The organism is Glaciecola sp. 33A, assembly GCF_002836745.1.
Lineage (GTDB): Bacteria > Pseudomonadota > Gammaproteobacteria > Enterobacterales > Alteromonadaceae > Glaciecola.
On the sequence record NZ_PJAR01000025.1, the window covers coordinates 86,386 to 110,332 of the forward strand.

Sequence of the window (23,947 nt, forward strand, 5' to 3'; positions counted from 1 at the left end):
TGGTTGAAGGCTGCGGTTTACTGCGTTTAGTAAATATGATTGACGATGCTGAGCAGTATCTCGCAAATTAATCTGATTACGCTTGCATAACGATGCTCCTTCACTATAACCTTGGTTACTACTATTTTACTATGTTTAAGGGAAGTAAATATTTAGTGATGCGTTCAGCGTTAAGTGACACTAAGCCTCCATATCCGAATTCGTGGAAGGCACTCAGCCAAGGCGAACAAATTCGAGTTGAACTCGAGAATGCATGTGCGCCGATAGTTGAGCGCATATTTGGTTATCATTTTGTGAGACTGGGTAGTTTAAGTAGCGAAATAAATATTCCAAACTGCTCAATAAAACACGTCGTAAATATAACTGATGTAGAACATGAAAAAGTCAGTGTGCGCGGCTTTTCCAGAGAACTACCATTACAACAAAATTCGGTTGATGCGTTTTTATTGGCTGCCGAACTGGATTTTGCTCAGGATCCACATCAAATTTTGCGAGAAGTTAACCGCGCAATTACTGCTAATGGTCAGTTGATTATTGCTGGGTTCAACCCGTATAGTTTAGCTGGAGTGTTAAAGTACTTGCCGATAAATAAAGAAAACTTATTGCATCAAGGCCGATTTTTCACCAGCGCACGGATCAAAGATTGGTTGCAATTACTCGGTTTTGAAATTCTTGAGCAAGAATATGTAATGTATTCATCGTTGTTCACCAATAAACGATTTTTACCGGGTTCAAAGTTGCAACTTTTTTGCAAACGCTACTTGCCGGCTTTTTCGTCAATGTATATTTTAGTAGCGAGAAAACGGGAAATACCGCTGTCGACAATTAAACCAAAATGGAAGGTGAAAAAGCCGAATTTTGCTGCTGCTAGCGCTCGAGTGGGACATTCACAGGCGACAGTTGCTAAAAAAGTAACCTAGCGACGCACATTAAAGCAACCCGTTATGAATTCATATTGCGAATACCCATGGTGGAAATCGTATCTTATAAGCTACCATGGACTGTTTTTTGAGTATGAAGTTAGCCACGAACACAACTAAATTGAAAAGTGCCAAACACATTCTTAAAAATGTATTTGGCTTTGACCAATTTCGTTCCACGCAGCAAGACATTATTGACAGCGTGCTTCAGCAACGTAACACCTTAGCCATAATGCCTACAGGGGGAGGTAAGTCCTTGTGTTACCAAATTCCCGCGATGGTCTTTGATGGCCTGACAATTGTTATATCCCCCTTAATCTCATTAATGCAAGACCAAGTTAGGCAATTAGTGGAGCTAGATATTCCGGCAGTGATGCTAAATAGTGCGTTAACTACTGATGTATATCAGGATAATATTGCGAGTCTAAAAGACGGTAAAATTAAACTTCTATTTTTGGCGCCTGAAACAGCACTTCAACCGGCTATTCTTAGCTTATTGCAAAGTATCAATGTGCCTTTTATTGCTATTGATGAAGCGCATTGTATTTCGGAGTGGGGGCATGAGTTTCGGCCAGAATATCGTCAATTAGATCGCCTTGTATCCTGTTTCCCTGATGCCGTAACAATTGCCCTCACGGCGACAGCAACGCCAAGGGTTCGTGAAGATATTAAACGTCAGCTCAACATCACCAATGACAGTGAGTATATTGCCAGTTTTGACCGCCCTAATTTATATCTTGAAGTCGCACTAAAAGAGTCGGCGTATGCGCAAACAAAAGCTTTTATACATAAACATGAAAAACAATCGGGCATTGTTTACTGTCAATCACGCTCTGGCGTCGACGAATTGACCGCGAAACTTAAACAAGATGGATATTCTGTATTGCCTTATCACGCCGGTCTTAATAGCCAAAAACGGGCGACAAATCAAGAGCAGTTCGTGCGCGACGATGCCGACATCATTGTTGCTACTATTGCCTTTGGTATGGGCATTAATAAGCCTGATGTGCGTTATGTAGTGCACTACGATTTACCTAAAAACATTGAAAGCTATTATCAACAAATTGGACGAGCGGGTCGTGATGGCCAGGATGCTGACTGTCTATTGCTATTTGGCTACGGTGATACCGGTAAAATCAGATTTTTTATTGAGCAAATGAATAATGAGCATGAAAAGCGACTTGCTACCATGCACCTGAACGAAATGCTTGCTTTAGCTGAAACGGAAGATTGTCGGCGCGTGCCGTTACTCCAATACTTTGGTGAGCCCGACGTTAGCGACACGTGTGTGAAGTGCGATAACTGTTTGAATGACGATAAGCAAAAGTCAGATCTGACTGTTCCAGCTCAAAAGTTTCTTTCCTGCGTGCACCGAACCGGTCAGCGTTTTGGCGCTGGACACATCGTGGATGTACTACGTGGGTCAAATGCTGAAAAAGTATTGCAAAATCAACATAATCTATTATCAACTTATGATATTGGTAACGAGTTAAATAAAAAGCAGTGGATGACATTATCGCGACAACTTATTCAAAAGAAGATGCTTCAACAAGATGAACAGTTTGGCGGTTTAAAGCTGACTCAGTTAGCAACTGATGTGTTAAAAGGTAAAGTGCCGTTTTATGCCATGTTGCAGCAAGCGACTCCAGAAAAACGTCAGACAGCGTCAACGTCAGATGTGATTGGTAATATTGATTTAGTGGCACGGCTTAAAGCGGAACGAAAAAAGAGTGCAGATAAGGCGAATGTGCCTCCTTATGCCATTTTTTCGGACCGGAGCCTGCAAGAAATGGCATATTATCTGCCTCACTCAGAACAAAGCATGCTGCAAATTCATGGTGTAGGTAGCGCCAAGCTGCTTAAGTACGCCGAGCTATTTTTATCAATCATTATCGACTTCTGCGTGCAGCATGACCTGCATGAGTTTGCCAATATGCAAACAGCTAGCGCTCAGGTTAAAAAGGAAATAGCAAAATCGTCTAGCGTAGGGAGTAAAACGAAAGAGGTGGTGGAGCAATTTGAGAAGGGTAGATCAGTGGCAGACTTGTCGCGCTTACTTAAGGTAAAAGACAATACCATCTATAGTCATTTATACAAATATGCACAATTGGGAAATAAATTAGTTAAGCCTGAACGCCTGATAGAAGAAGCAAAATTGACACAGGAACAAGTTCAAGACGGTATTGCTGCATTTGAAGAACATGGCAGTGAGCGTTTAAAACCTGTGTTTGAAGCCTTAGGTGAAAATATCAAATACGAGCAATTGCACCTGCTTCGCGCTTTTTATCTGCATTGACAAGTAACGCCATGTGGAATGATATCCTGAGTGCACCTGCAGTTAAAAAAGTGAATGTATTTCAATTTAGTGAGTATTTAGGCAAAAAAAGACCGACATAAGCCGGTCATTGACATCTATTTAAATAGATTTTCTTTATTTAACCTTCATGCCGGGTTGCGCGCCATCATGTGGCTCAAGAATAAATAAATCACTACCACCAGGCCCCGCAGCCAAAACCATACCCTCTGACATACCGAAACGCATTTTTCTGGGCGCTAAGTTGGCTACCACAACAGTCATTTTACCGACCAAATCTTCTGGTTTGTAAGCTGACTTAATACCGGCAAACACTTGTTTCTTCTCACCACCTAAATCTAATTCTAAGCGCAGAAGTTTATCGGCTTTTTCAACATGTTCAGCTTTGCAAATGAGAGCAACTCGTAAATCGATTTTTGCGAAGTCCTCAAAACTAATGGTTTCAGCAATAGGATCACGTTCTAGAGGCGTTAAACCATCGTCTTTTAAAACGTTTGATTCCTTTGCTTTGGTATTTGTCTTGCTGTCGCTTTTAGGCTCGTCAATTTTTGGCAAACCCAAGCTACCTCTTGAGTCTTCTATAATGGCATTCACTTTATCCATTTCAACTCGCTGCAATAAGGCTTTAAACTTATTGATAGGGTGACCTATTTTAACTTCTTGGGCGCTATCCCAAGTAAACTTATCGTTGAGGAATGCTTGCGCTTGCTCTGACAGCTTTGGTATTACTGGGGTAAGATATATCACCAATATTCTGAATAGATGAATACCCATGGAGCAAACATCGTGGGTCAGTGCCTGCTTAGATTCGTCTTTTACCGTTACCCAAGGCGCTTTTCCATCAATATATTGGTTTGCTTTGTCAGCAAGTGCCATGATGTCACGTATTGCTTTGTTATAGTGACGAGCTTCAATATAATTAGCAATCGTCTCGCTGGCATTTTGAAACTCAGCTAACAATTCAGGAGCCTCGATGTTGTTAGCTAGTTTGCCATCGAAACGCTTGGTAATAAAACCTGCGCAGCGGCTAGCAATATTAACCACCTTACCGACAAGGTCTGAATTTACTTTTAATACAAAGTCTTCAAAGTTTAAGTCGATGTCAGCCACCGAATCATTCAATTTTGATGCGAAGTAATAGCGTAAATACTCTGGATTTAAATGCTGTAAATAGGTTCGGGCTTTTATAAAGGTGCCCGTCGATTTTGACATTTTCGCTCCGTTGACCGTCACGAAACCGTGAATGTTAACGCCAGTGGGTTTTCTAAAACCAGCACCATCGAGCATGGCAGGCCAAAATAAACAATGGAAGTAGGCAATGTCTTTACCGATAAAGTGATACACCTCAGTGTCCGTGTCTTTTGCCCAAAAAGGAGTGTCATCAATACCGTTGGCGTTACAGAAATTCTTAAAGCTAGCCATATAGCCCACAGGTGCATCTACCCAAACATAAAAAAACTTGCCTGGCGCATTTGGAATTTCAAAGCCAAAATAGGGTGCATCGCGGCTAATATCCCATTGCTGTAAACCTTTCTCAAACCATTCTTCCAGCTTATTTGCCATTTCGTTTTGAATAGCACCGGAGCGGATCCAGCTTTTCAACATTTCTTCAAACTTGGGCAAGTCAAAAAAGTAATGCTCGGAATCTTTTAAAACAGGGGTTGCGCCGGATACGACTGAACGAGGATTTTTAACTTCAGTCGGGTCATACGTTGCACCGCAAACATCACAGTTGTCGCCATTTTGGTTTTCAGCGCCACAGCTAGGGCAGTCACCTTTAATAAAACGGTCAGGTAAAAACATTTCTTTTTCAGGATCGTACAACTGACTGATAATACGTTTGCTTATATAACCGGCTTCATCCAGTCGATTATATACTAATTCGCAAAGCTCCTTGTTTTCTGCCGAATGAGTCACATAATAGTTATTGTAATCTACATGAAAATCAGTCAAATCCTGGTGGTGTTCATTACGTGTCTGCTCAACCATTTGTTCTGGTGTAATACCCAATTCTTGGGCTTTGAGCATTACAGGTGTACCATGTGCATCATCCGCACAAACACTGTAACATTCGTGACCTCGCATGCGCTGGAAACGAGTCCAAATGTCCGTTTGTATATGTTCTAAAAGATGACCCAAGTGAATAGAGCCATTAGCATATGGCAGGGCGCTAGTAGTCAGAATTCGACGTTTTGAAACAGGTTGTGCTGAAGTAGTAGGCATAGATGATTTTTAGTCAGTTTCACAAAATTAAAAATGTGCCAAGATGGTAGCCCAAACAACACCAATTTGCATTACGTAATTGGTTGTTTTGAGCAGTTTTAGTGCGTCTAAGGAGCAAAGAGTGTTTTTTTCGAAAAACAAGAGAGAAAGAATTCAAGATATCGAACAAGCGATAGCTGATTACTATGCAGTTGGCCGTGTATATACAAAAACTGATGCAATAGTAGCTTTGGCTGATCCTGCAAAATATGCAATAGGCAAAAAACAGACTATCGAAATCAGTTTAGGCTTCACTGTAAAAAGCACGCTTGACGCCTTAAAAAAAGCGTTACAGCAAAAATTACCTAACATTGCTAAGTGCAACATAGAGATTTCATTCAATGTTCCTATTACTCAAGCCAAGGTTGCACCCATTCCTAATGTGAAAAATGTGATTGCGGTTTCCTCTGGTAAGGGAGGCGTAGGAAAGTCGGCAACGAGCGTTAACTTAGCTTATGCATTACAAAAAGAGGGCGCTCGGGTCGGAATATTAGATGCTGATATTTATGGGCCCTCCGTTCCCATCATGTTGGGTAATCCCCAAGCGCATCCTGATAGTAAAGATAACCGCACCATGTATCCATTGATGGTTGAAGGGATTGCGGCTAATTCGATTGGTTACTTAGTTGACGGTGAAAGTGCCTCAATTTGGCGTGGGCCGATGGCAACAAAAGCGCTTAAACAGTTGATTTATGAAACAAAATGGCCATTACTCGACTACTTAATTGTTGATTTGCCCCCGGGCACAGGCGATATTCATCTCACCTTATCGCAACAAGTGCCGTTGTCGGCAGCGGTGATTGTGACCACACCGCAGACAATTGCTACGGCAGATGCCAAAAAGGGCATCGCGATGTTTGAAAAGTTGGCGATCCCGGTGCTTGGTATAGTTGAAAATATGAGCTACTTCGAATGTAAATGTGGCGAAAAATCATATCCATTCTCCCAAGGTGGCTCAGCCCTCTTGGCAGAGCAGCATGGTACTGAGGTATTAGGGGAGTTACCATTAAGCAATGACATACGAGAACACGCTGACAATGGAAAACCTGTTGTAAACGCATTACCTGACAGTAATGTAACTTCAATTTATCAAAGCATTGCGCGTAAGGTATCGATAAAAGTAGGCACAATTTTGCAGCCACATCAGCTTACTCGAGATAAAACTGCGGGGGAGGATAAAAATGGCGTCAATATTCAGGTTGTAAACAAAAGCTAGTTGCACGCACAAAGGCAGACAATAGTCTGTTGCAACCTGAGCCAACTGTGATCATAATACGGCACTGAGATTGATCGCGTCCGACAATATAGCTTGGGGGAACAAAGCATGCGTTTATGTGACAGGGATATTTACCAGTATATTCAAGAAGGGAAAATTAAAATTGACCCGACACCTGACTATGATCAAATTAGCGGCCTAACGGTAGATGTTCGCTTAAGCAATAAATTTAGGGTATTTCAAGACCATGCAGCGCCTTATATTGATTTGAGTGGTGAAAAAGGAAGCGTGCAAAAAGCGCTTGATTCAGTAATGAGTGACGAAATAACCATAGGTGAAAACGATTCGTTTTATCTGCACCCAGGTGAACTCGCGATTGCTGTTACGCATGAATCTATTACCTTACCGGATAATATCGTAGGTTGGTTGGATGGACGTTCTTCCTTAGCAAGATTAGGCTTAATGATACACGTCACTGCGCATCGTATTGATCCGGGGTGGTCTGGCCAAATCGTGCTGGAATTTTTTAATAGTGGTAAATTGCCACTAGCACTGAAGCCGAAGATGAAAATAGGTGCTATTAGCTTTGAAGTTCTCAGTGGCAGTGCCGAAAAACCTTACAACGCGAGAGTTGACGCTAAGTATAAAGGTCAAACAGGTGCCATTGCTAGTCGTATCAGTTCTGACGATAGAACCGATAGAGAATAGTCTATCTCGGTGGGTCAACTCGATCTGCTGAACTAGCATTTATTCTATACCAACCTGCAATTGAGTAGCGGTCGCGTTGAGCGGGTAACACTTCATGTGGAAACTCTTCGCTTAGAAATATGGCTAACGTGCCAAGTGCTGGGATAACCTTTAATCCTTGTGCATCAAATTCATCTTGATAAAGCACTAATTCGCCACCATCCCCTAGTTGCCAATGCGGGTTTAAATAGGCAACCACTGATAAAATCCGGTTTGCCTCACCTTTGAACGCATCTAAATGTCGCTTATAAAAAGAGCCTGTAGCATAGTGCGCAAAGTGGCTTTCAAATGAAAATAAGCCTAAAAACAAGTGTCGGTTCAAATAGTGTTGCAGTTGCGCTGTCCAGTCTAGCCATTGTGCCCCAGCTTCACTGTTGCCTGTTATCCAACAAATCTCATCACGCCTAACAAAATCGTTGTGCATATGCTTGCGTAAACGCCCAATCCCAGCCTCCACGAACGCTTGTGAGGACATTGATGAAACTTGTTCTAGCAAGTTGTTGGATAACTCAAGTGGCAAGGCAAACGGTTGAATACTGTACCCCTTATCTGTTAGGTCAGTGGCGACTTTTGCAAACAATGATTGGTTTTGCTGCTCAATCAGATGAGCGGGTGTTTGCAATTGATGAAGGTTGGGAACTTGCATATACAATACGTATGATTAAAAAACATACTTTTACAGGTGAAAGTTGGGTTTGACAATACTTAAATACAGCACAATCAAGATAAAAACAAAATAACGGTGGAATTATATAATGTAATCAATATAATACTCGCTTCGGTCGGTGTGTGGCGCAGCTTGGTAGCGCACTTCGCTGGGGGTGAAGGGGTCGTAGGTTCGAATCCTATCACACCGACCAATTAAGCACTTCCTCGGATCCTATTCAAAACAGCAAATAATCAATAACATGTGACTACTTAGTGATGACCAAAAAGAGTGAAATGTGGAATTTATTTTAAGTCCAAATGCTGTCGACATCATTCAATTAGCGTTAGCGCCTATTTTCCTTATTGTGGGTATAGGAACGCTAGTTAATGTTGCCACAGGCCGCGTCGGAAGAGTGATTGACAGAGCACGCTGGTTTGAAGCTTTAGGCCGTCAACAACCGTCCTGCATTGATGGCGAAGTTCGACTCGAAATTCGGATACTAAACAAACGCTTGCGACTGGCCAATTGGTCCATTAACTTCCTTATTGCGTCTGCCCTTGTGATTTGTTTTGATATTATTTTATTGATGATTAATGGTTTGATTAGCACCAGCCTAGACACCATCATATTAGCCACGTTTATGAGCAGTATTGTATTGTTGACTGGGGGACTTATCGCATTTTTCTTTGAAGTTAGCTTAGCTACCGCATCGCTAAAAATAAATGTTTCAAAGGTACAAAAGCTGACTAAAAATAAATAAGTAAACTGTCAGTTTTTAACATTAAAAATACCGCAAACAACATGCTGTTAACCCAAAATAGCGACCGATTTTATCTGTACCCAAATTTTCATTCCTACCATTAAGAATAAATCATCAATAGATTTACGGGTTACTTGAGCGACAATCTCTGAATTCGTTAAGTCAATGGTAACGAGAGCTGTGGCGCCTTTTTTATCTATTTCAATACCGCCAATACGTCCTTCTAGTCGATTTAAAATAGTACTTTCTTTTTCATCTTGCAGTGATAAGCTGACGTCGCTAGCAATAATTCGTAGCCTGACCGTTTTGCCTATTGCTTTATTATGGTCTTGTAGCCAAAGCGTGTTGCCGTCAAATTCTGCTTTTATTAAATGCCAGCGTTCATCTTTTTCAATAATTTTGGCTTTAATAATAGTGCTAGTTTCTTGCTTATAAATGTGTGGCAATTGAGCACTGGCAAACACGTCATTGATGCTACCCTGACTAACGACTTTGCCTTGGTGAAGCACAATGACATGGTCGGCTAATCGGCATACTTCATCGGTTGAGTGACTTACGTAGAGGATGGGCAAATGAAACATATTTTGCAGTGCGGCTAAATAGGGTAGTACATCTTGTTTGCGCGCATTGTCCAGAGAAGCAAGTGGTTCATCCATGATCAGCATTTTTGGTTTTACTAACAAGGCACGAGCAATAGCAACGCGTTGTTTTTCACCGCCCGATAATTGATCTGGCTTATGCTGCATTAAATGTCCAATGTCTAATGCATTAATCACTTCCGCATAAAATGCCTTTTGCACTTTTTCATGGCTGCGTTTTATTGCAAATTGTAAATTTCCTTGCACACTTAAGTGCTCAAATAATCGCGCATCTTGAAACACATATCCAATTTCACGTTCATAAGTGGGAACACAATGCTTATCATCAAGCCACGTCGTTTCACCTAGTTTTAGTAGACCTTTAGCACTTTTTTCAAGTCCTGCAATGCATCTAAGTAATGTTGTTTTGCCGCTGCCCGATTCACCTAAAATTGCAGTGATACCGGTACTGGGAAATTCGCTATTTACGCTAAGTTCGAATACTTGGGAACCGCTATGTAAACTGATCTGCAAATTGGCAACGATAGTCGACGACGTGCTATTAACCTGGGTCATAATCAGCGTCCAATTCTAAATTTGGTAGCAATACCGCGCCTTTGAAAACTATACAGTAGCAACAGCGCGATAAATGAAAAGCCGAGCATAATAGCCGATAGACGATGTGCGCCAGCGTACTCTAAGGCTTCAACTTGATCATAAATCTGGATAGAAACAACTTTGGTTTCTGCGGGTATATTACCACCTATCATCAGTACAATGCCAAACTCACCTACCGTGTGTGCAAAGCCTAATATAGCGGCACTAATAAAGCCTGGCCTAGCAAGTGGCAAGATGACGTGAAAAAAAGTATCCATAGGCTTAGAGTGCAACGTGGCAGCAGCTTCTAATGGCTTGTTGCCAATAGCCTCTACTGCATTTTGAATCGGTTGTACAACAAATGGTAACGAATAAAATAATGAGGCAATAACTAAGCCCCAAAAAGTAAAAGGCAGTAGCCCTAGGCCAAGTTGCTCTGTAAGTTCGCCGATAGGACCTTCCGGTCCCATTGCGATTAATAGATAAAAACCTAAAACAGTTGGCGGCAACACTAATGGCAATGCAACGATTGCATTTATTGGCCCGCGCAGCCAAGACTTTGTTTTTGCCAACCAGACAGCGATAGGTGTGCCTATAATCAATAGAATGATGGTGACAGTAAACGCTAGTTTTATGGTTAGCCAAATAGCATTAATGTCAGAATCGATGAGTCCCATGCAAGTTCCTTGTTAGCAATACGCCGCTATTTTATTATTGCGAAAATGAATCAATTGTATCAATCAACTGTGTAGTGATGTGACTGTATGATGTTTTTCGCGTCATTGCTTTTCAAAAATTCAAAGAAAGCCAACGCCGCTGCATTATGCTCTGCATTTTCCAATAAAACAGCATCTTGTTTTATTGGATTGTAATAAGATTCAGGGATCAGCCAATATGAACCGTGTTCTGGTTTTTGTGAAAAAGAGATAAATCCGATCTCCGCATTGCCAGTTGCAACAAATTGATAGGTTTGAGAAATACTTTCTCCCATTACCCATTTTGGCTTGGTCTGTTCAACTATTGACAGATGTTTTAAAACATCAACCGCAGCTTGACCATAAGGTGCAAATTTAGGATTGGCAAGGGCTACTTTTCTGAACTGGTTATTGTATAAAACATCGGGTGAGTTATTAACCAATGTAGCATTCGAGGACCACAAAATGAGTGTTCCTTGCGCATAAGTAAAGCGCCCACGGGCACTCGCTTTTCCTCGCTTGATGAGTTCATCAGGCTTTACTTGATCAGCGGAAAGAAACAGATCGTAGGGCGCGCCGTTCACGATTTGGGCAAAAAACTTTCCTGATGAACTGTATGAAACGCGTATTTTATGCGGTGTTTTTAGTTCGAATTGTGCCTTGAGCTCTTGCATAGGTTTAATAAAATTTGAGGCAACGGCCACATTCGCATGCCGCGTTTTTATGTTAATCGAAGGTGACTTTTCAGAAGCTGGTTGATTTAAGTCAACGGCATTGCTTGGTGTTAATGGATACAGAAATAAGCAAATACAAAGCATGCTTAATGACAGAGTGAATGTTACATTATATTTCATAGTTGGGTTTTTTAGACTCGACGAGATGCAACATGACAGTGCAATATGATACCAGTAATGTTCCTTTAATGTCTAAAACTTAAGACTGTTTATTTGACTAATTCAGCATGAATATTTGACCTCCTATTTGCGCAATTAGTACTAATAGTTAGTTGACAAAACCCACCTAAGAATAGACATAATGAGAGTAGACGATAGGGACACAGTTTTTCATATCTTGTTTTATGTCAAACTCAGTCTGTTGTAATCGTCTATACTAGGTGGCAAAGGAAAGCCAAATTTTGAAAAAAAATAATTAAAACTCATTCAAAAATATACAGATGGAAAAAATCAAATGAAAAACTTTTTTAGACTAAGCATGTTTACCCTAGCTGTATCCTTGGTGGCTTGTTCTCCAGTTGAGGACCCCTCGCCGGTTGATACCGAGAGTATGCTTAGTCAAAACGTGCAAAATGATATGGCAAGCAGTTCTGCAATCGATGTCGGCAAAGACTACCATTCTTATGCCAATCCAGACGAGGTCTTAGTAACGCATCTAAACCTAGATCTAACCGCTGATTTTATTAGTAAAAAACTCATCGGTAGTGTGCAAGTGACCGTAAAACGTCAACAAGAAAATGCAGATGAAGTGATATTGGATACCCGTGATCTCGTTATCTTTAGCGTCACAAGCCAAGGCAATGATGTTCCCTTTGAATTGAAAGCGGCAGATCAAAACTTAGGTGCCGCGCTGCACATCAAAATGCCCAAAGGGTCAGACACCTTCACTATTTATTATGAAACATCGCCAACAGCGTCCGGTGCACAATGGCTAACGCCAGCGCAAACAGCAGGTAAAAAATACCCATTTCTGTTTACCCAAGCGCAAGCAATCCACGCACGAAGCTTTATTCCTTTGCAAGACTCTCCGCAAGTCCGAGTCACCTATACTGCAACCATTAGAACACCCAAAGAGTTGTTAGCCGTAATGAGTGCGTCCAATGACCCGGGCACTGAACGCGATGGCGTTTACGAATTTAATATGCCCCAACCTATTCCATCGTACTTGATTGCTTTAGCTATTGGCGATCTGCATTTTAAAGCAATGGGTGAGCGCACAGGTGTGTATGCCGAACCGGCTTTACTAGAGTCTGCGGCCGCTGAGTTTGAAGATACTGAAAGCATGCTAGTTGCGACCGAAAATAAATATGGTCCTTATGGCTGGGATCGCTACGACTTATTAATTTTACCTCCTTCATTTCCTTTTGGAGGCATGGAAAACCCAAGATTATCTTTTATTACGCCAACCGTGATTGCCGGTGACAAAAGCCTTGTATCGTTGATTGCGCATGAACTAGCACACAGCTGGTCAGGCAATACGGTGACCAATGCAACATGGCGTGATTTGTGGCTAAATGAAGGTTTTACTACTTATTTGACCTATCGTATTATGGAAATGGTGTATGGTGAAGACCGTTATAATATGGAAGCAGTACTTGGTTATCAGGACTTGCAAGCTGCTATAAACTCACTAACGCCAGCTGACCAAATCCTTGCGATCGATTTGCGTGGTAGAAATCCCGACGATGTGTTTTCTAATATTCCGTATGAAAAAGGTGCCCTATTTTTACGCGAGATCGAGCAAAAAATTGGGCGTGATAATTTCGATAAATTCCTGTTAAGTTACTTCGAGCACTTTTCATTTAAAAGTATTACTACCGATGAGTTTTTAGCTTACCTAGATGTAACCTTGCTAAGCCAATATGCCGACAAGCTTGATAAAAAACGCATTAATGAGTGGATTTTTGAGCCTGGAATTCCTGAAGGTGCTCCGGTACCAGAATCTGACGCTTTTGTGAATGTCGACAAAGCGAGAGAGCAATGGTTAGCAGGGAAGACCAGCGCTAACATGACCCAAACGCAAGACTGGACTGTGCATCAATGGCTGTATTTTTTGAATAACATGCCTGAGCTTTTAAATGAAAAGCAGTTAGCAGAGCTGGATGCTGCATTTTCGTTAACGGTAAGCAAAAATAATGAAATAGCACATAGCTGGTTAATGATTGCGGTGAAAAATCAATATAAACCTGCGTATGAACGTCTGTACGAGTACTTAACGACCATTGGCCGTAACAAATTAGTCAAGCCTTTATATCGTGAGTTATCAAAGACACCCGATGGCAAAGCGTTTGCGAAAAAAGCATTTGAACAGGCAAAACCGGGTTACCACCCGCTAACTATAAGCGCGAATGAAGGTTATGTTGAGTAATCAATTATTTTTTTCTTCAGGAAATAAATAATTTGTTGTACTTATTTGGCTCTTTTTTTTTATTATATACACTCCTGATTTATGGCTAAGTGTTATGAGTAAAGATTACAGATTTCGCAAAGAAGAAAGTGATGATTTTGACAACCAAGATTGGATTGTGGGTAAGCAAAACGATGAGGGCAAGGTTGAACAAGCTAAAGCCGAGTTGGTGCGTAAAAAGCGCGCCAGTAAGGATATGACCACCGCTCGCAATAAGCAAAACGACGATGCCGAGAGTGTGCACTGAGTTATTTTTTGCTAAGTTGCGACATTAAGCATTGCACTCATGGTAAAAATCGCGTTATAAACCAGTAATCAATCGATTACTGGTTTATTTGTGGACATTAGATTTTTAACTACCTTTCTTGAAGTAGCAGAAACCAGACACTTTGGTCGTGCAGCCGAAAATTTATATTTAACTCAGTCGGCAGTTAGTGCTCGCATTAAACTGTTGGAAGAGTATTTCAACACTGCATTGTTCATTCGAAATCGTAATAGTATTCAAATTACGCCAGCAGGTCAAAAGCTGATCCCATACGCTCAAGAACTCTCGAATACATTGTCAAAAGCAAGAAAGTTATTGGCCCAAGAAGAGTGCCAGCACATTAGCTGTGCTTCAACCCAGAATGCATTTTTGCTGTGCTTTTCTAATTGGCTGCCAAACTTGCTTACTCACTTCAATAGCGTTAGCTTCCAGCATGAAATCGCCACTATCGAACAAATCACCAGGCAACTGCATGAACACAGTATTGACGTTGCCTTAACCACATCGCAGGTTAAGTCGGATGATATTGAAAGTAGTTTGTTGTTTGAAGTCTCACTTTGTATGTATCAGTCAAATAGTGCGAACAGCGAGATTGATAGCGAAATTCATGACATCAATATTGAATGGTCACCTTCTGTTAACGACAAACTGGGTAAACTACATCCCGAATTAAGAAAAGCTAAGTTACGCACTTCTTCAATAGATGTTGCATTGGCATTGGCTGCTGTTGAGGTCAGTCGTTTAATATTACCGATAACATCACACGCATTTCTGGATACTAATTTACGAGAAGTACTCGCTAATTTTACGCCTTCGCAATTAACTCAAGAAGTTAAAATCCCGGTCTATTTAAATCAATTAAAGAATCAGAAAAATCGAGGCGTAGAAGAACTAATTGCTTATATGCAACTAAAAGTGAAGTAAGTGCGTTAACAGACACTATTGCTCTGTTAGCACATATCTTGATAAACGCTAATTTTGATGAAAACTGCACCTTCATGAAAGGTGCAGTCCTTTATTATTTCGGTAACTTGGTAATCGGTTGATATCCTTCAGTCTCTAGCTCTTCGTTTACACATACAAGCAAGAATTCGTCCATTGATAATTTTCCTGTTCCCTCGTCGTCCGCAATTTCCTTGCAGTATTCTTTGTATTCCTTAATAAGCTGAGCATCAGCGACAGGACGCTCGTCTGCGATAGTCGACGCAGCAAAAAGCAAACCAACCACTAGTAACGTATATTTCATAAACCCTCCAAATCAACATGTGTTTCGATGTGCTAAGTGTATGTTGGTAATGTTTAAATGCGAGCAAAAAAAAATGTTCTTGTGGAATAATTTATTTCACTCAAATCAGCTGATTTTTATCTTGATATAGTGCACGTAAAGACTATATTTCGCGCGATATTAACCCCTTAATTTTACTTACACTGGGAAGCAAAAATGATAACGACATTAATTGTTGTCGATTCGCCGAATGAATTTAGTCAATTAGATTTACATGATTGTGAAGTAATTGATTTTGATAGGTATTTATCTGAATTTCCTAAACGTGATGAAGGCAAAATGCGTGTCATTAATTTGTGTGCCACGGATAGATATTTGAGCAAAGGGTATTACTGTTCTCTTTTAGCAGAGGCAAGAACACACAAAGTGTTGCCTAGCGTCAATACCATTAACGATTTGATTATTGAGAGCCAAGAACAGTCTTTACAGATGAAGACCATTACACTGCCAAAAGCCTTAAGTGATGAGGTGCAAGATGGTAGCCACTGTGACGTATTTTTCGGCAGCACAAAGTCCGCTTCTATGGCCCCCATTGCAAAGTTCGCCTTTGAACGTTTCCCTGCGCCGTTCTTAAGTGTGTCGGTAAGTAAACAAGCCAATGCAACCGTTATGACTGTCGGCTTTGGTGATTGGCAATCAGCTGACAATAACGACAATAACGACAAGACCGAATTGGCGAAAGCATTACATGACTATATGTTAAAAACGTGGCGACGGGGCAGTAAAAGAAAACAAGCGCGTTGGGACATGGCTATTTTGTGTAATGAAAATGAAGCTACTCCGCCAAGCGATGTAAAAGCGATTAAGCATTTTATAAAAGCGGCGAAACTTGTTGGTATCAATGCTGAAGTTATTAACTCAACACAAGCGACCAATATTGGGCATTATGACGCACTATTTATACGCGAAACCACGGCTATTAATCACCCAACTTATCATATTGCACGTAAAGCCGAGCAAGAAGGTCTAGTGGTTATGGACGATGCCACAAGTATTTTGAAATGCTGCAATAAAGTATTTTTACACGACGCATTTAGCTACCACAAAGTACCCTCGCCACGCAGTCATTTTGTCTCCGATAACGAGACGCTAACCTGCGAAAAATTAGCGGAAGACTTCGGTTTCCCCATGGTATTAAAACTACCAGAAAGTTCATTTTCTATGGGTGTATTTAAGGTTAAAGATATTCAAGAGCTTAGGCTCAAACTAGAAAAGATGTTGAATGAGTCGGCACTAGTGTTAGTACAAGAATACATTTTCACCGAATTTGATTGGCGGATTGGGGTCTTAAACGGTCGTCCTATATACGCTTGTCGCTATCATATGGCGAGAGGCCACTGGCAAATTTACAACCATGATTCAAAGACCAATACCACAGGTGGTTTTGAAACATTACCAACGTTTGAAGTACCAAAACCGGTGCTCGATGCTGCCGTTAAAGCCTGTTCAATGATTGGCAACAGCTTGTACGGTGTTGATATTAAACAAGCTAATGGCAAAGTTTATGTTATTGAGGTGAATGACAACCCGAGTATTGAGTCAAAAGTAGAAGATTTATATCTGGGCAAGGAACTGTACATGATCATTATGCAAGAATTTGCCAACAGGTTGGAAGCACGTGGCCGCTAATACCGTGGTTGTTGATATGCAGTTGCGAATTGCCTCTATCCAAGATTTAGATGCTTTAGAGCGTATCGAGCTTGCGTGTTTTGATAATGACAGGTTGTCGCGCAGGCGCATGAGTTATTGGTTAAAAGCAGACAATGGTATTCTAGTTTTAGCTCAAAAGGCGGCTGAAGTCGTCGGTTATGGTCTGGTTATTTTACGCAAAGGTAGTCGCTCAGCACGCTTGTATTCGCTTGCTGTGCTACCCAATGCGAGAGGCCATAATATCGCACCAGCCTTGTTGCTGAAGCTTGAAGAGATAGCCTTAACCGAACAACGTTTGTTTATGCGTTTGGAAGTAGCTGAGGATAATTTCGGTGCCATAAAAATGTATAAAAAGTTGGGTTATCGCAAGTTTGGTATTTATCGTCAATATTATGAAACGGGTGCCGACGCCTTGCGTTTTCAAAAAGCCATACAACAGACTACGATGGCCAGCAATATGAGCTATTACCCATGGTATAAGCAGACCACTGAATTTACCTGTGGTCCAAGCGCTTTAATGATGGCGATGAAGTATTTGCATAAAAGCACTCGATTTGATCAAGCTACCGAAATCGATATTTGGCGCCATGCAACGACTATATTTATGACATCAGGACATGGTGGTTGCCATCCGTTAGGACTTGCATTAGCAGCTCATAAACGTGGATTCGAAGTTGCAGTTTATTCGACACAAGTTAATGATTTGTTTATTGACGGGGTTCGCAGCGAGCACAAAAAATCAATTATGCGCATTGTGGAACAAGACTTTATAGAGAAAGCGACTGAAGCAAACGTGCGGGTGTATAAAAATGAAATACAACTGTCGCAAATTGAAAACGCCCTGTCTAACGGTTTCGCTGTTATTTGCCTTATCAGTACTTATCAATTTGACGGTAAAAAAACCCCACACTGGGTTGCAATAACGCATGCGGATGACAGGTGCTTATATTTGCATGACCCTGATGGTAGCGAAGGTTTCTACAATGAGACTGGCACTAGGTTGGATGGCAATAGTCAAAGCGATGCTGGCGAAAGTGAAGATATTGATTTGGACTATCAGCATTTACCTATTTTAAAAGAAGATTTTGCATCACTTTCGGTTTTTGGAAAAAGCAAATTAAGAACTTGCTTAATAATAACGCCAGGCAAACAAAAAATTGAATCCATAGGAGAGGCAAGAAATGAGTTTCTTCAATAACAACGCAGAAATTATCTTATTTGCAGCACAAATTGATTTGGAACAAGTCAAAACGCAGTTTGAAAAACTATATATTGTACAAAAGTACCGCGATGCAGTGCACATCGAAATGCCCAAAGGTCACCTGTTTATTTTTGATTATGGGGTATTGGTTGCGTGGGGAGTTAACCCTGCAAAGCAAGATCACTATCTGACCGTCCTAAAACACATTGCTAAAGGGGTAAATCCGGCACAGACAGACAGATATGAGTTTGTTAAAGCAGGCAAAGAATCCAGTCAGTTGGTTATTGTGGATAACCAGCTCTCGTTGCCTAATGTGCAGGTTGATAGTTTGTTAACCTTGAGTCATGCTTTTGCTCAGTCAGCCAAATTGCAGCATGTTGAGATACTGGCCGAGCATACAATTAGTAATAATCAGTATTTGATCAACACCTTGTCACAAACGGGTAAGCTTCCCTTAAGTCGCAAAGCGTTGGCAAAATTGAGAGGCCAACTATTGCAGACAAGAAGTGACATTATGTTGCATTGTCGCGTGTTGGACACACCTGAGTTTTTTTGGGATTTCCCGGTGGTGGACCACTTGTATTTGAGCTTATCAAAATATTTAGAACTAAAACCAAGAATTGAATTGGTAAATCTAAAGCGGCAGACTATGCATGATCTATATGACATGTTGGCGACTGAGCAAAACCACAAACATTTATCGTTTTTGGGATCGATAGTTATTATTTTGATTGCGACAGAAATTGTGCTCTTCTTTTTTAAATAATGTGTGTGGTGTTAATCATTAACAAGACCATTGAGTTTTAAATAGGCGGCATATTTATTATGCTGGCCTATTGCTCTTTGATGAATAGGCTCAGTAACTTGGGCCGAACTCAAGGTTTTAACCATGCTGACCAATTTTTGCTTTTGTTCTCGCTTATCCTCTTTCTTATATTGCTCATACCAACATTCCTGTTGATGGCTCAAGCCACAAAATGCGAGTACTTGGTGCATGGTCGATTGTGGCTGACTAACTAAAGTTTCATACTCTATTTCAAAAATTTCATCTTGATAGATTTGCCGCCAGTGCTGCATTAGCTTGCCATAAAGTTGGTTGTAAACTGATAATTCACCGAGATCACACAAGTAAGGTTCGTTGGCGTCAAAATGATTCTTAAAAATCGACAGCCCAGTATCAGCAAACTGTCGCGTCAAATGAATGATTTTTGCATGTGGAAATAAGGTCTTAATTAAGCCAATAGATTGAAAGTTAGCAGGCAGTTTATCAATCACAAATGGCGTGCTTAATTGCCTTTTCTTAATCGCATTTACATAAATATTAGCTGCTTGCTGACAAATTTCTTGTCCTTTTCTGGTGTCCAATTCGGGCATAAATAAAGGGTAGGGCTGTTGCGTATGGTGGGCCACGAAGTTGGCTACTTGACTGGCAATAATAGCTTGTTCGCCTAAACTCGACACATCTGAATGTTGACATAGCATCTGTTCGAGTAAGGTAGAACCAGTGCGCGGCAAACCAAGGATAAAAATAGGCGTAAAACGCGTGCTTTTAGCTCGGTGATATTTTTTTGCATTTGAATTTATTTGGATCGCTGTAAAAAGATCGCGTAAATCGTTGACTCGATAGTCACACATAGATAATTGAAGCTGGTTAGCAACTTTCCAGTGCGCAAACGCCGGTTTGCTTCGTTTTGCTAATTCGAAGTAGCGACCAAGTGCGTAGTTAACAATCATTTGTAATTTGTTATCGCTGGCCGAGTTATTGTCTACCTTGTCACTGTTGGGCTCATTAGGAGAAAGGTTGTCAGACAAGTCGTCAATATTGGGTATTATATTATTTATTGCGCTGAGAGCATCATGCGCTAGGTTGATATCTTGCATTTGACCAAGGTTGAGTTTGAGCAACCATGCATAACTACGTAGTAAGTTGTCATCTGAATAATTGATACATTCAGAGGCTAGCTCATCCGCTTTAATCAGTTGACCTACTTCCCTGTAAAAATTAGCCGCTCGATAAATAACGACAGCATTTTTAGGAAACTGAGTTAGGGCAAAGTTGATTACGGTTTCAACATCCCTAACAGAATTAACCATTTCAAAAGCATCCGCTAGTTTAAAAAGAGGCTCATGTTGGGTTGGCAATAATTGGCAAGCGTTTGAGAGTTGTGTGATCGCTGAGTCAAACTCTTCCACACTGAGCAATGCAGATCCAAAATAAAAGCAGACATCACCGCGCTTTGGTGCCAATTTCTGTAATGCTAAGAATAGGTTAAATGCACGTTTAAAATCACCTTTAGCAACTGCATCTTGCGCAATGTTGAGCTGTTTCTCAAAAGATACGTGCGAGTCCTGCAAAGTCAAAATAATAGGTATCCACAATTAACGAAGCAAGTAAAAATGCCATATAAGAGAGTGTAAATAAAGAAAAATTAATGCTAAAAAAAAGCCTTGTCTTAAAGGACAAGGCTTTTGTAGCGTGTTTACTATTTAGAAGCTATAAGTTGCTTGTAAATAGTAGAAACCACCGTTAATACCAAACGGAGACGTCTCATAGAAAACACCACCCCATGTATTATTGCTAATTCCTTCAGATGCTTGTTTGGCAGCTGGTATATCAATGCGCTGTGCATCTTGGTCAAAGACATTTTGCGCACCAGCTGTTAGTGTGAATTCTTCAGTTAAGAAGTAACTAAATTCAACATCAACAGTCACTGCAGCATCAGCTGTAATTGCCGTTGCGTCATAATCCACGTGAACACCTTGGTATTCGCCATAGTAGTTAACACGTGTAAAGAATGAGAACTCATCCATGCTTTGTGCCCATGTTCCTGTAGCACGATGGTTTGGAAGGTCTTCTTCTAAACGCTTAACTTTAAAAGCACCGGTTATAGCACTAAATCTATCAACTTTAGTTTCGTTCCAGTTATACGCCAAGCTAAAGGTAGAGTTTCCACCCATTAACTCAGTAGTGTAGTTAGCTACTAAATCGATACCTGTCGTAGTGGTATCAAAATCGTTAGTGAAGAAACTTACCTGTGCCAACCCTGCAACATTCGGTACGCCAGCGGCGATGAGTGTTGCTTTGTTTTGAGGAGTCAAGTTGATTTTTTCAGATTGACTGATACGGTCTTCAACTTCGATGTTGTAATAATCAAGTGTGATGAAAACATCACCCAAGGTATATACAGCGCCTAATGTGTAACTGGTTGAGTCTTCTGGCGTTAGCTCAGTACCACCTAGTTCAACCGAGATTGGATTAGTAGGAGGAAGCAACGCAGAATCAACCAATACACCACTACTTAGGTTGGTTTGCACGTTACTTACGTTGGCTTGTCCAACGGTGGGTGCTCTAAACCCTGTACTGTATGAACTTCTCAAAGAAAAATCATCGTTTACATGGTATTGACCAGCTAGCTTAAAGTTAGCAGTTGAACCAAATGTGTCATAGTCTTCGTAGCGAACAGCAACACCTAGTAAGAACGCCTCGGTGAATGGAATTTCTGTATCTAAATAAACCGCATAGTTGCGACGAGTCGATACGCCTTGATCAGAAGGTTTGAAACCAGGGAAACCGTTTGAACCAACGCTGAAACCTTGGTCGAACAATGGACCGTTTTCAAACGATGCAACGTTACCTGCAATAACTTCAAAGCTTTCTTCACGCCACTCTAAACCACCAGCAATGTTCACTTCGCTATATAAATCGAAGTCAAACTGCTTAACCATATCTAGGTTGAAGCTTTTTTCTAGTTGAATATATTTACCAGGAGCGAAATCGCGAGGCGTATCTGGACCTAGTGAAGAATTCAAGGTATTAAAGATAAGAAATGCTGATTCACTGCGACCCACTGAACCGCTAACATCATAGAACCAACCTTCAGCAACACCGCCTTTTATTTCACCTTTGGTACCAATAACTAATGATGTGTCCGTGATATTACCACCAAAGTTTGGTGTAAAACCTTCTGCAATGCCTTGGTTATGAGCAAAACAGTTCGCGCCAGCTAACTGACCTAGTGCGGTCGGGTCAGGTAAACCATTTGCAGCAATTTCGACAATTGGGCAGTTTAACTGTTGTGATAAGCCATCTAACGAACCCACTAAGATAGTTGCTGGAGCAGCATCCCATGCATCTTGACCGGCTGCGTCATCATCACCTGGACGGTAACCAGCAGTGCCGTTAACATCACGCACTATACCGCCATAAACACCGGGGCGTGTGGTTGGGTTACGGTAATAGAAACCACCGCGTACATCGCGTTCAGAATAATTTCCGAACATGTAAAACTCTTTATCATCGCCTAAATCAAGACCAATGTTACCAAAAATGGTTATGTCGTCTTTTACTTCAGGTGAACCCCAGATTTGCGCTGGGTTTGCAACATTTAAACCGGCTTGCTCGAACGCAGTTGCATCGGCACGTTGAACACTTCGACTGGTGGCATCAGCATTTTTATACTGGAAACTCAGGTTAGCGAAACCATCCGCTGTGAATGGTAGACCCACGTTTCCTGATAATTGACTTGTATCGCCATCACCTTCGTAATACGAACCTTGACGAAGCGACAATGAACCGCCTTCGGCACTGTCCTTTAACACGAAGTTCATTACACCAGCAATCGCGTCAGAACCGTATTGCGCTGCAGCGCCGTCACGAAGTACTTCAACTTGCTTCAGTGCAACGCTAGGAATAACACTGATATCTGGGCCTTGAGCACCATCGTTAATACCACCACCTAAGAAGGCGATAACGGAGGAACGATGACGGCGTTTGCCGTTGACTAAAATGAGTGTGCTATCTGAAGATAAACCACGCAAGTTAGCTGGACGAACTAGTGTTGCTGCATCACTGATCGGGTTTGCATGCACGTTTAGTGAAGGTATTGTACCTTTCAATAATTCAAGCATGTCTGTGTTACCGCCTTTGCCGAGCTCATCGCCACCGATAATATCAATTGCGACGGGTGAATCAGCAATTGAGCGAGGTGCTGCACGACTGCCGACAACCGCGATTTTTTCAACCATGGATGCTTTCTTGCCGTCTTCTTGTGCAACTGTGGGTAATGCAAACGTAAGCGATGCGGCAGCACTAACGGCTAGGCCAACACGTACGCTTCTTGTTATTAGTGTGAGGTTGTTTTTCATGTGTTATCCCGTTTATAAATGTAGATTATAAATTTTTAATAAGTTGCGTTTTTTGTTTTTAGTATCCGCAATCTGATAGATATAGTTCCCTTTAATCCGATGTTTCAACGCGCTTAAGATTTGAACGTTGTACGGCGAAAACTACCTTGCTTAAACTTAAATTACAATTAGCTCAAAGTCTATAATATAGCGATAATTATTTTTTAAAGATGGAATACGCTTATTTTTTGTGTTTTGGTATTTGTTGTGTCGATTGGATAACAGTGTAGCTGGGGTTTGCGGAAGGACATATGTTAAATTTAATGCATTAATTTTTAAAAAACAGTTAATTAATATTAAATTGAACTAAATAAGGTTTAAAAGTAATAAACGACATTAAATAGCCTAGGGAATACCAAAATCCATGGCGTTATCCAGGCTATTTAATATTCAAGTCACATTTAGATAGTACTTTCAAACTGAATTTTATGTCTCAGTTGGGTACAACCTAAACCTACAGGATATCTTTACCACAAAGCCCAA

General features: G+C 41.0%; 19 protein-coding genes and 1 tRNA gene. 12 read left to right on the forward strand and 8 right to left on the reverse strand.

Going from position 1 to position 23,947, the window contains the following annotated elements; translation table 11 throughout:
• The first annotated feature begins 158 nt into the window (after nt 1–158).
• Nucleotides 159–920 (forward strand): methyltransferase domain-containing protein, encoded by a 762-nt coding sequence (locus CXF81_RS03225; protein ID WP_198556309.1) that lies wholly within the window; start codon nt 159–161, stop codon nt 918–920.
• Nucleotides 921–1,014: 94 nt separating this feature from the next.
• The gene (recQ, locus tag CXF81_RS03230) at nt 1,015–3,216 is read left to right on the forward strand and encodes a DNA helicase RecQ (protein WP_101179941.1); all 2,202 of its coding nucleotides are present in this window, start codon (nt 1,015–1,017) and stop codon (nt 3,214–3,216) included.
• A gap of 135 nt (nt 3,217–3,351) precedes the next feature.
• On the opposite strand, the gene metG is transcribed toward recQ, so the two are convergent.
• The gene (metG, locus tag CXF81_RS03235) at nt 3,352–5,457 is read right to left on the reverse strand and encodes a methionine--tRNA ligase (RefSeq protein WP_101179942.1); all 2,106 of its coding nucleotides are present in this window, start codon (nt 5,455–5,457) and stop codon (nt 3,352–3,354) included.
• A gap of 121 nt (nt 5,458–5,578) precedes the next feature.
• Between metG and apbC the strand changes: the two genes are divergently transcribed.
• Both apbC and dcd read left to right on the forward strand, forming a co-directional pair.
• A complete protein-coding gene (gene apbC, locus CXF81_RS03240) occupies nt 5,579–6,712 on the forward strand; it encodes an iron-sulfur cluster carrier protein ApbC (RefSeq protein ID WP_101179943.1) in 1,134 nt (377 codons plus the stop codon).
• Between the two features lie 108 nt (nt 6,713–6,820).
• Nucleotides 6,821–7,420, forward strand: a complete 600-nt coding sequence (gene dcd, locus CXF81_RS03245; RefSeq protein ID WP_101179944.1) for a dCTP deaminase — start codon at nt 6,821–6,823, stop codon at nt 7,418–7,420.
• Nucleotide 7,421: 1 nt separating this feature from the next.
• Here dcd and CXF81_RS03250 read toward each other — a convergent pair whose 3' ends face one another.
• On the reverse strand, nt 7,422–8,105 hold the full coding sequence (locus CXF81_RS03250) for a 2OG-Fe(II) oxygenase (RefSeq protein ID WP_101179945.1): 684 nt from the start codon (nt 8,103–8,105) through the stop codon (nt 7,422–7,424).
• A gap of 137 nt (nt 8,106–8,242) precedes the next feature.
• Here CXF81_RS03250 and CXF81_RS03255 point away from each other — a divergent pair.
• Both CXF81_RS03255 and CXF81_RS03260 read left to right on the forward strand, forming a co-directional pair.
• Nucleotides 8,243–8,319, forward strand: a tRNA-Pro gene (locus tag CXF81_RS03255).
• 84 nt (nt 8,320–8,403) lie between these two features.
• Complete coding sequence (locus CXF81_RS03260) at nt 8,404–8,868, forward strand: DUF2721 domain-containing protein (RefSeq protein WP_101179946.1); 465 nt, start codon at nt 8,404–8,406, stop codon at nt 8,866–8,868.
• A 47-nt stretch (nt 8,869–8,915) separates the two neighbouring features.
• Here CXF81_RS03260 and modC read toward each other — a convergent pair whose 3' ends face one another.
• The 3 genes from modC to modA are packed head-to-tail and all read right to left on the reverse strand — an operon-like array spanning nt 8,916 to nt 11,592.
• Nucleotides 8,916–10,022, reverse strand: coding sequence for a molybdenum ABC transporter ATP-binding protein (modC, locus tag CXF81_RS03265; RefSeq protein ID WP_101179947.1), 1,107 nt, complete (start codon nt 10,020–10,022; stop codon nt 8,916–8,918).
• A gap of 2 nt (nt 10,023–10,024) precedes the next feature.
• Nucleotides 10,025–10,720: a molybdate ABC transporter permease subunit gene (gene modB / locus CXF81_RS03270; protein ID WP_101179948.1), complete on the reverse strand. Its 696-nt coding sequence runs from the start codon at nt 10,718–10,720 to the stop codon at nt 10,025–10,027.
• Nucleotides 10,721–10,779: 59 nt separating this feature from the next.
• Nucleotides 10,780–11,592 carry a molybdate ABC transporter substrate-binding protein gene (modA, locus tag CXF81_RS03275; RefSeq protein ID WP_101179949.1) on the reverse strand — a complete coding sequence of 271 codons (813 nt, stop codon included), beginning with the start codon at nt 11,590–11,592 and terminating at the stop codon, nt 10,780–10,782.
• 334 nt (nt 11,593–11,926) lie between these two features.
• On the opposite strand from modA, the gene CXF81_RS03280 reads away from it, so the two are divergent.
• The 3 genes from CXF81_RS03280 (at nt 11,927) to CXF81_RS03290 (ending at nt 15,068) form a co-directional block, all read left to right on the forward strand.
• The gene (locus CXF81_RS03280) at nt 11,927–13,840 is read left to right on the forward strand and encodes a M1 family metallopeptidase (RefSeq protein ID WP_101179950.1); all 1,914 of its coding nucleotides are present in this window, start codon (nt 11,927–11,929) and stop codon (nt 13,838–13,840) included.
• Between the two features lie 94 nt (nt 13,841–13,934).
• On the forward strand, nt 13,935–14,126 hold the full coding sequence (locus tag CXF81_RS03285) for a hypothetical protein (RefSeq protein ID WP_101179951.1): 192 nt from the start codon (nt 13,935–13,937) through the stop codon (nt 14,124–14,126).
• 90 nt (nt 14,127–14,216) lie between these two features.
• On the forward strand, nt 14,217–15,068 hold the full coding sequence (locus tag CXF81_RS03290) for a LysR family transcriptional regulator (protein WP_101179952.1): 852 nt from the start codon (nt 14,217–14,219) through the stop codon (nt 15,066–15,068).
• Nucleotides 15,069–15,162: 94 nt separating this feature from the next.
• On the opposite strand, the gene CXF81_RS03295 is transcribed toward CXF81_RS03290, so the two are convergent.
• Nucleotides 15,163–15,390: a hypothetical protein gene (locus tag CXF81_RS03295; protein WP_101179953.1), complete on the reverse strand. Its 228-nt coding sequence runs from the start codon at nt 15,388–15,390 to the stop codon at nt 15,163–15,165.
• A 195-nt stretch (nt 15,391–15,585) separates the two neighbouring features.
• On the opposite strand from CXF81_RS03295, the gene CXF81_RS03300 reads away from it, so the two are divergent.
• The 3 genes from CXF81_RS03300 to CXF81_RS03310 are packed head-to-tail and all read left to right on the forward strand — an operon-like array spanning nt 15,586 to nt 19,046.
• Entirely contained in the window at nt 15,586–17,058 is a 1,473-nt protein-coding gene (locus CXF81_RS03300) for a RimK family protein (RefSeq protein WP_101179954.1), read from the forward strand.
• Nucleotides 17,048–18,277 carry a GNAT family N-acetyltransferase/peptidase C39 family protein gene (locus CXF81_RS03305; RefSeq protein ID WP_232771762.1) on the forward strand — a complete coding sequence of 410 codons (1,230 nt, stop codon included), beginning with the start codon at nt 17,048–17,050 and terminating at the stop codon, nt 18,275–18,277. Before CXF81_RS03300 ends, CXF81_RS03305 begins: the two co-directional genes overlap by 11 nt.
• Nucleotides 18,261–19,046 carry an RMD1 family protein gene (locus tag CXF81_RS03310; RefSeq protein WP_101179955.1) on the forward strand — a complete coding sequence of 262 codons (786 nt, stop codon included), beginning with the start codon at nt 18,261–18,263 and terminating at the stop codon, nt 19,044–19,046. Before CXF81_RS03305 ends, CXF81_RS03310 begins: the two co-directional genes overlap by 17 nt.
• 11 nt (nt 19,047–19,057) lie before the next feature.
• On the opposite strand, the gene CXF81_RS03315 is transcribed toward CXF81_RS03310, so the two are convergent.
• Nucleotides 19,058–20,641 carry a sulfotransferase gene (locus tag CXF81_RS03315; protein WP_101179975.1) on the reverse strand — a complete coding sequence of 528 codons (1,584 nt, stop codon included), beginning with the start codon at nt 20,639–20,641 and terminating at the stop codon, nt 19,058–19,060.
• A gap of 126 nt (nt 20,642–20,767) precedes the next feature.
• Nucleotides 20,768–23,425 carry a TonB-dependent siderophore receptor gene (locus CXF81_RS03320; protein WP_101179956.1) on the reverse strand — a complete coding sequence of 886 codons (2,658 nt, stop codon included), beginning with the start codon at nt 23,423–23,425 and terminating at the stop codon, nt 20,768–20,770.
• Nucleotides 23,426–23,947: the final 522 nt, after the last annotated feature.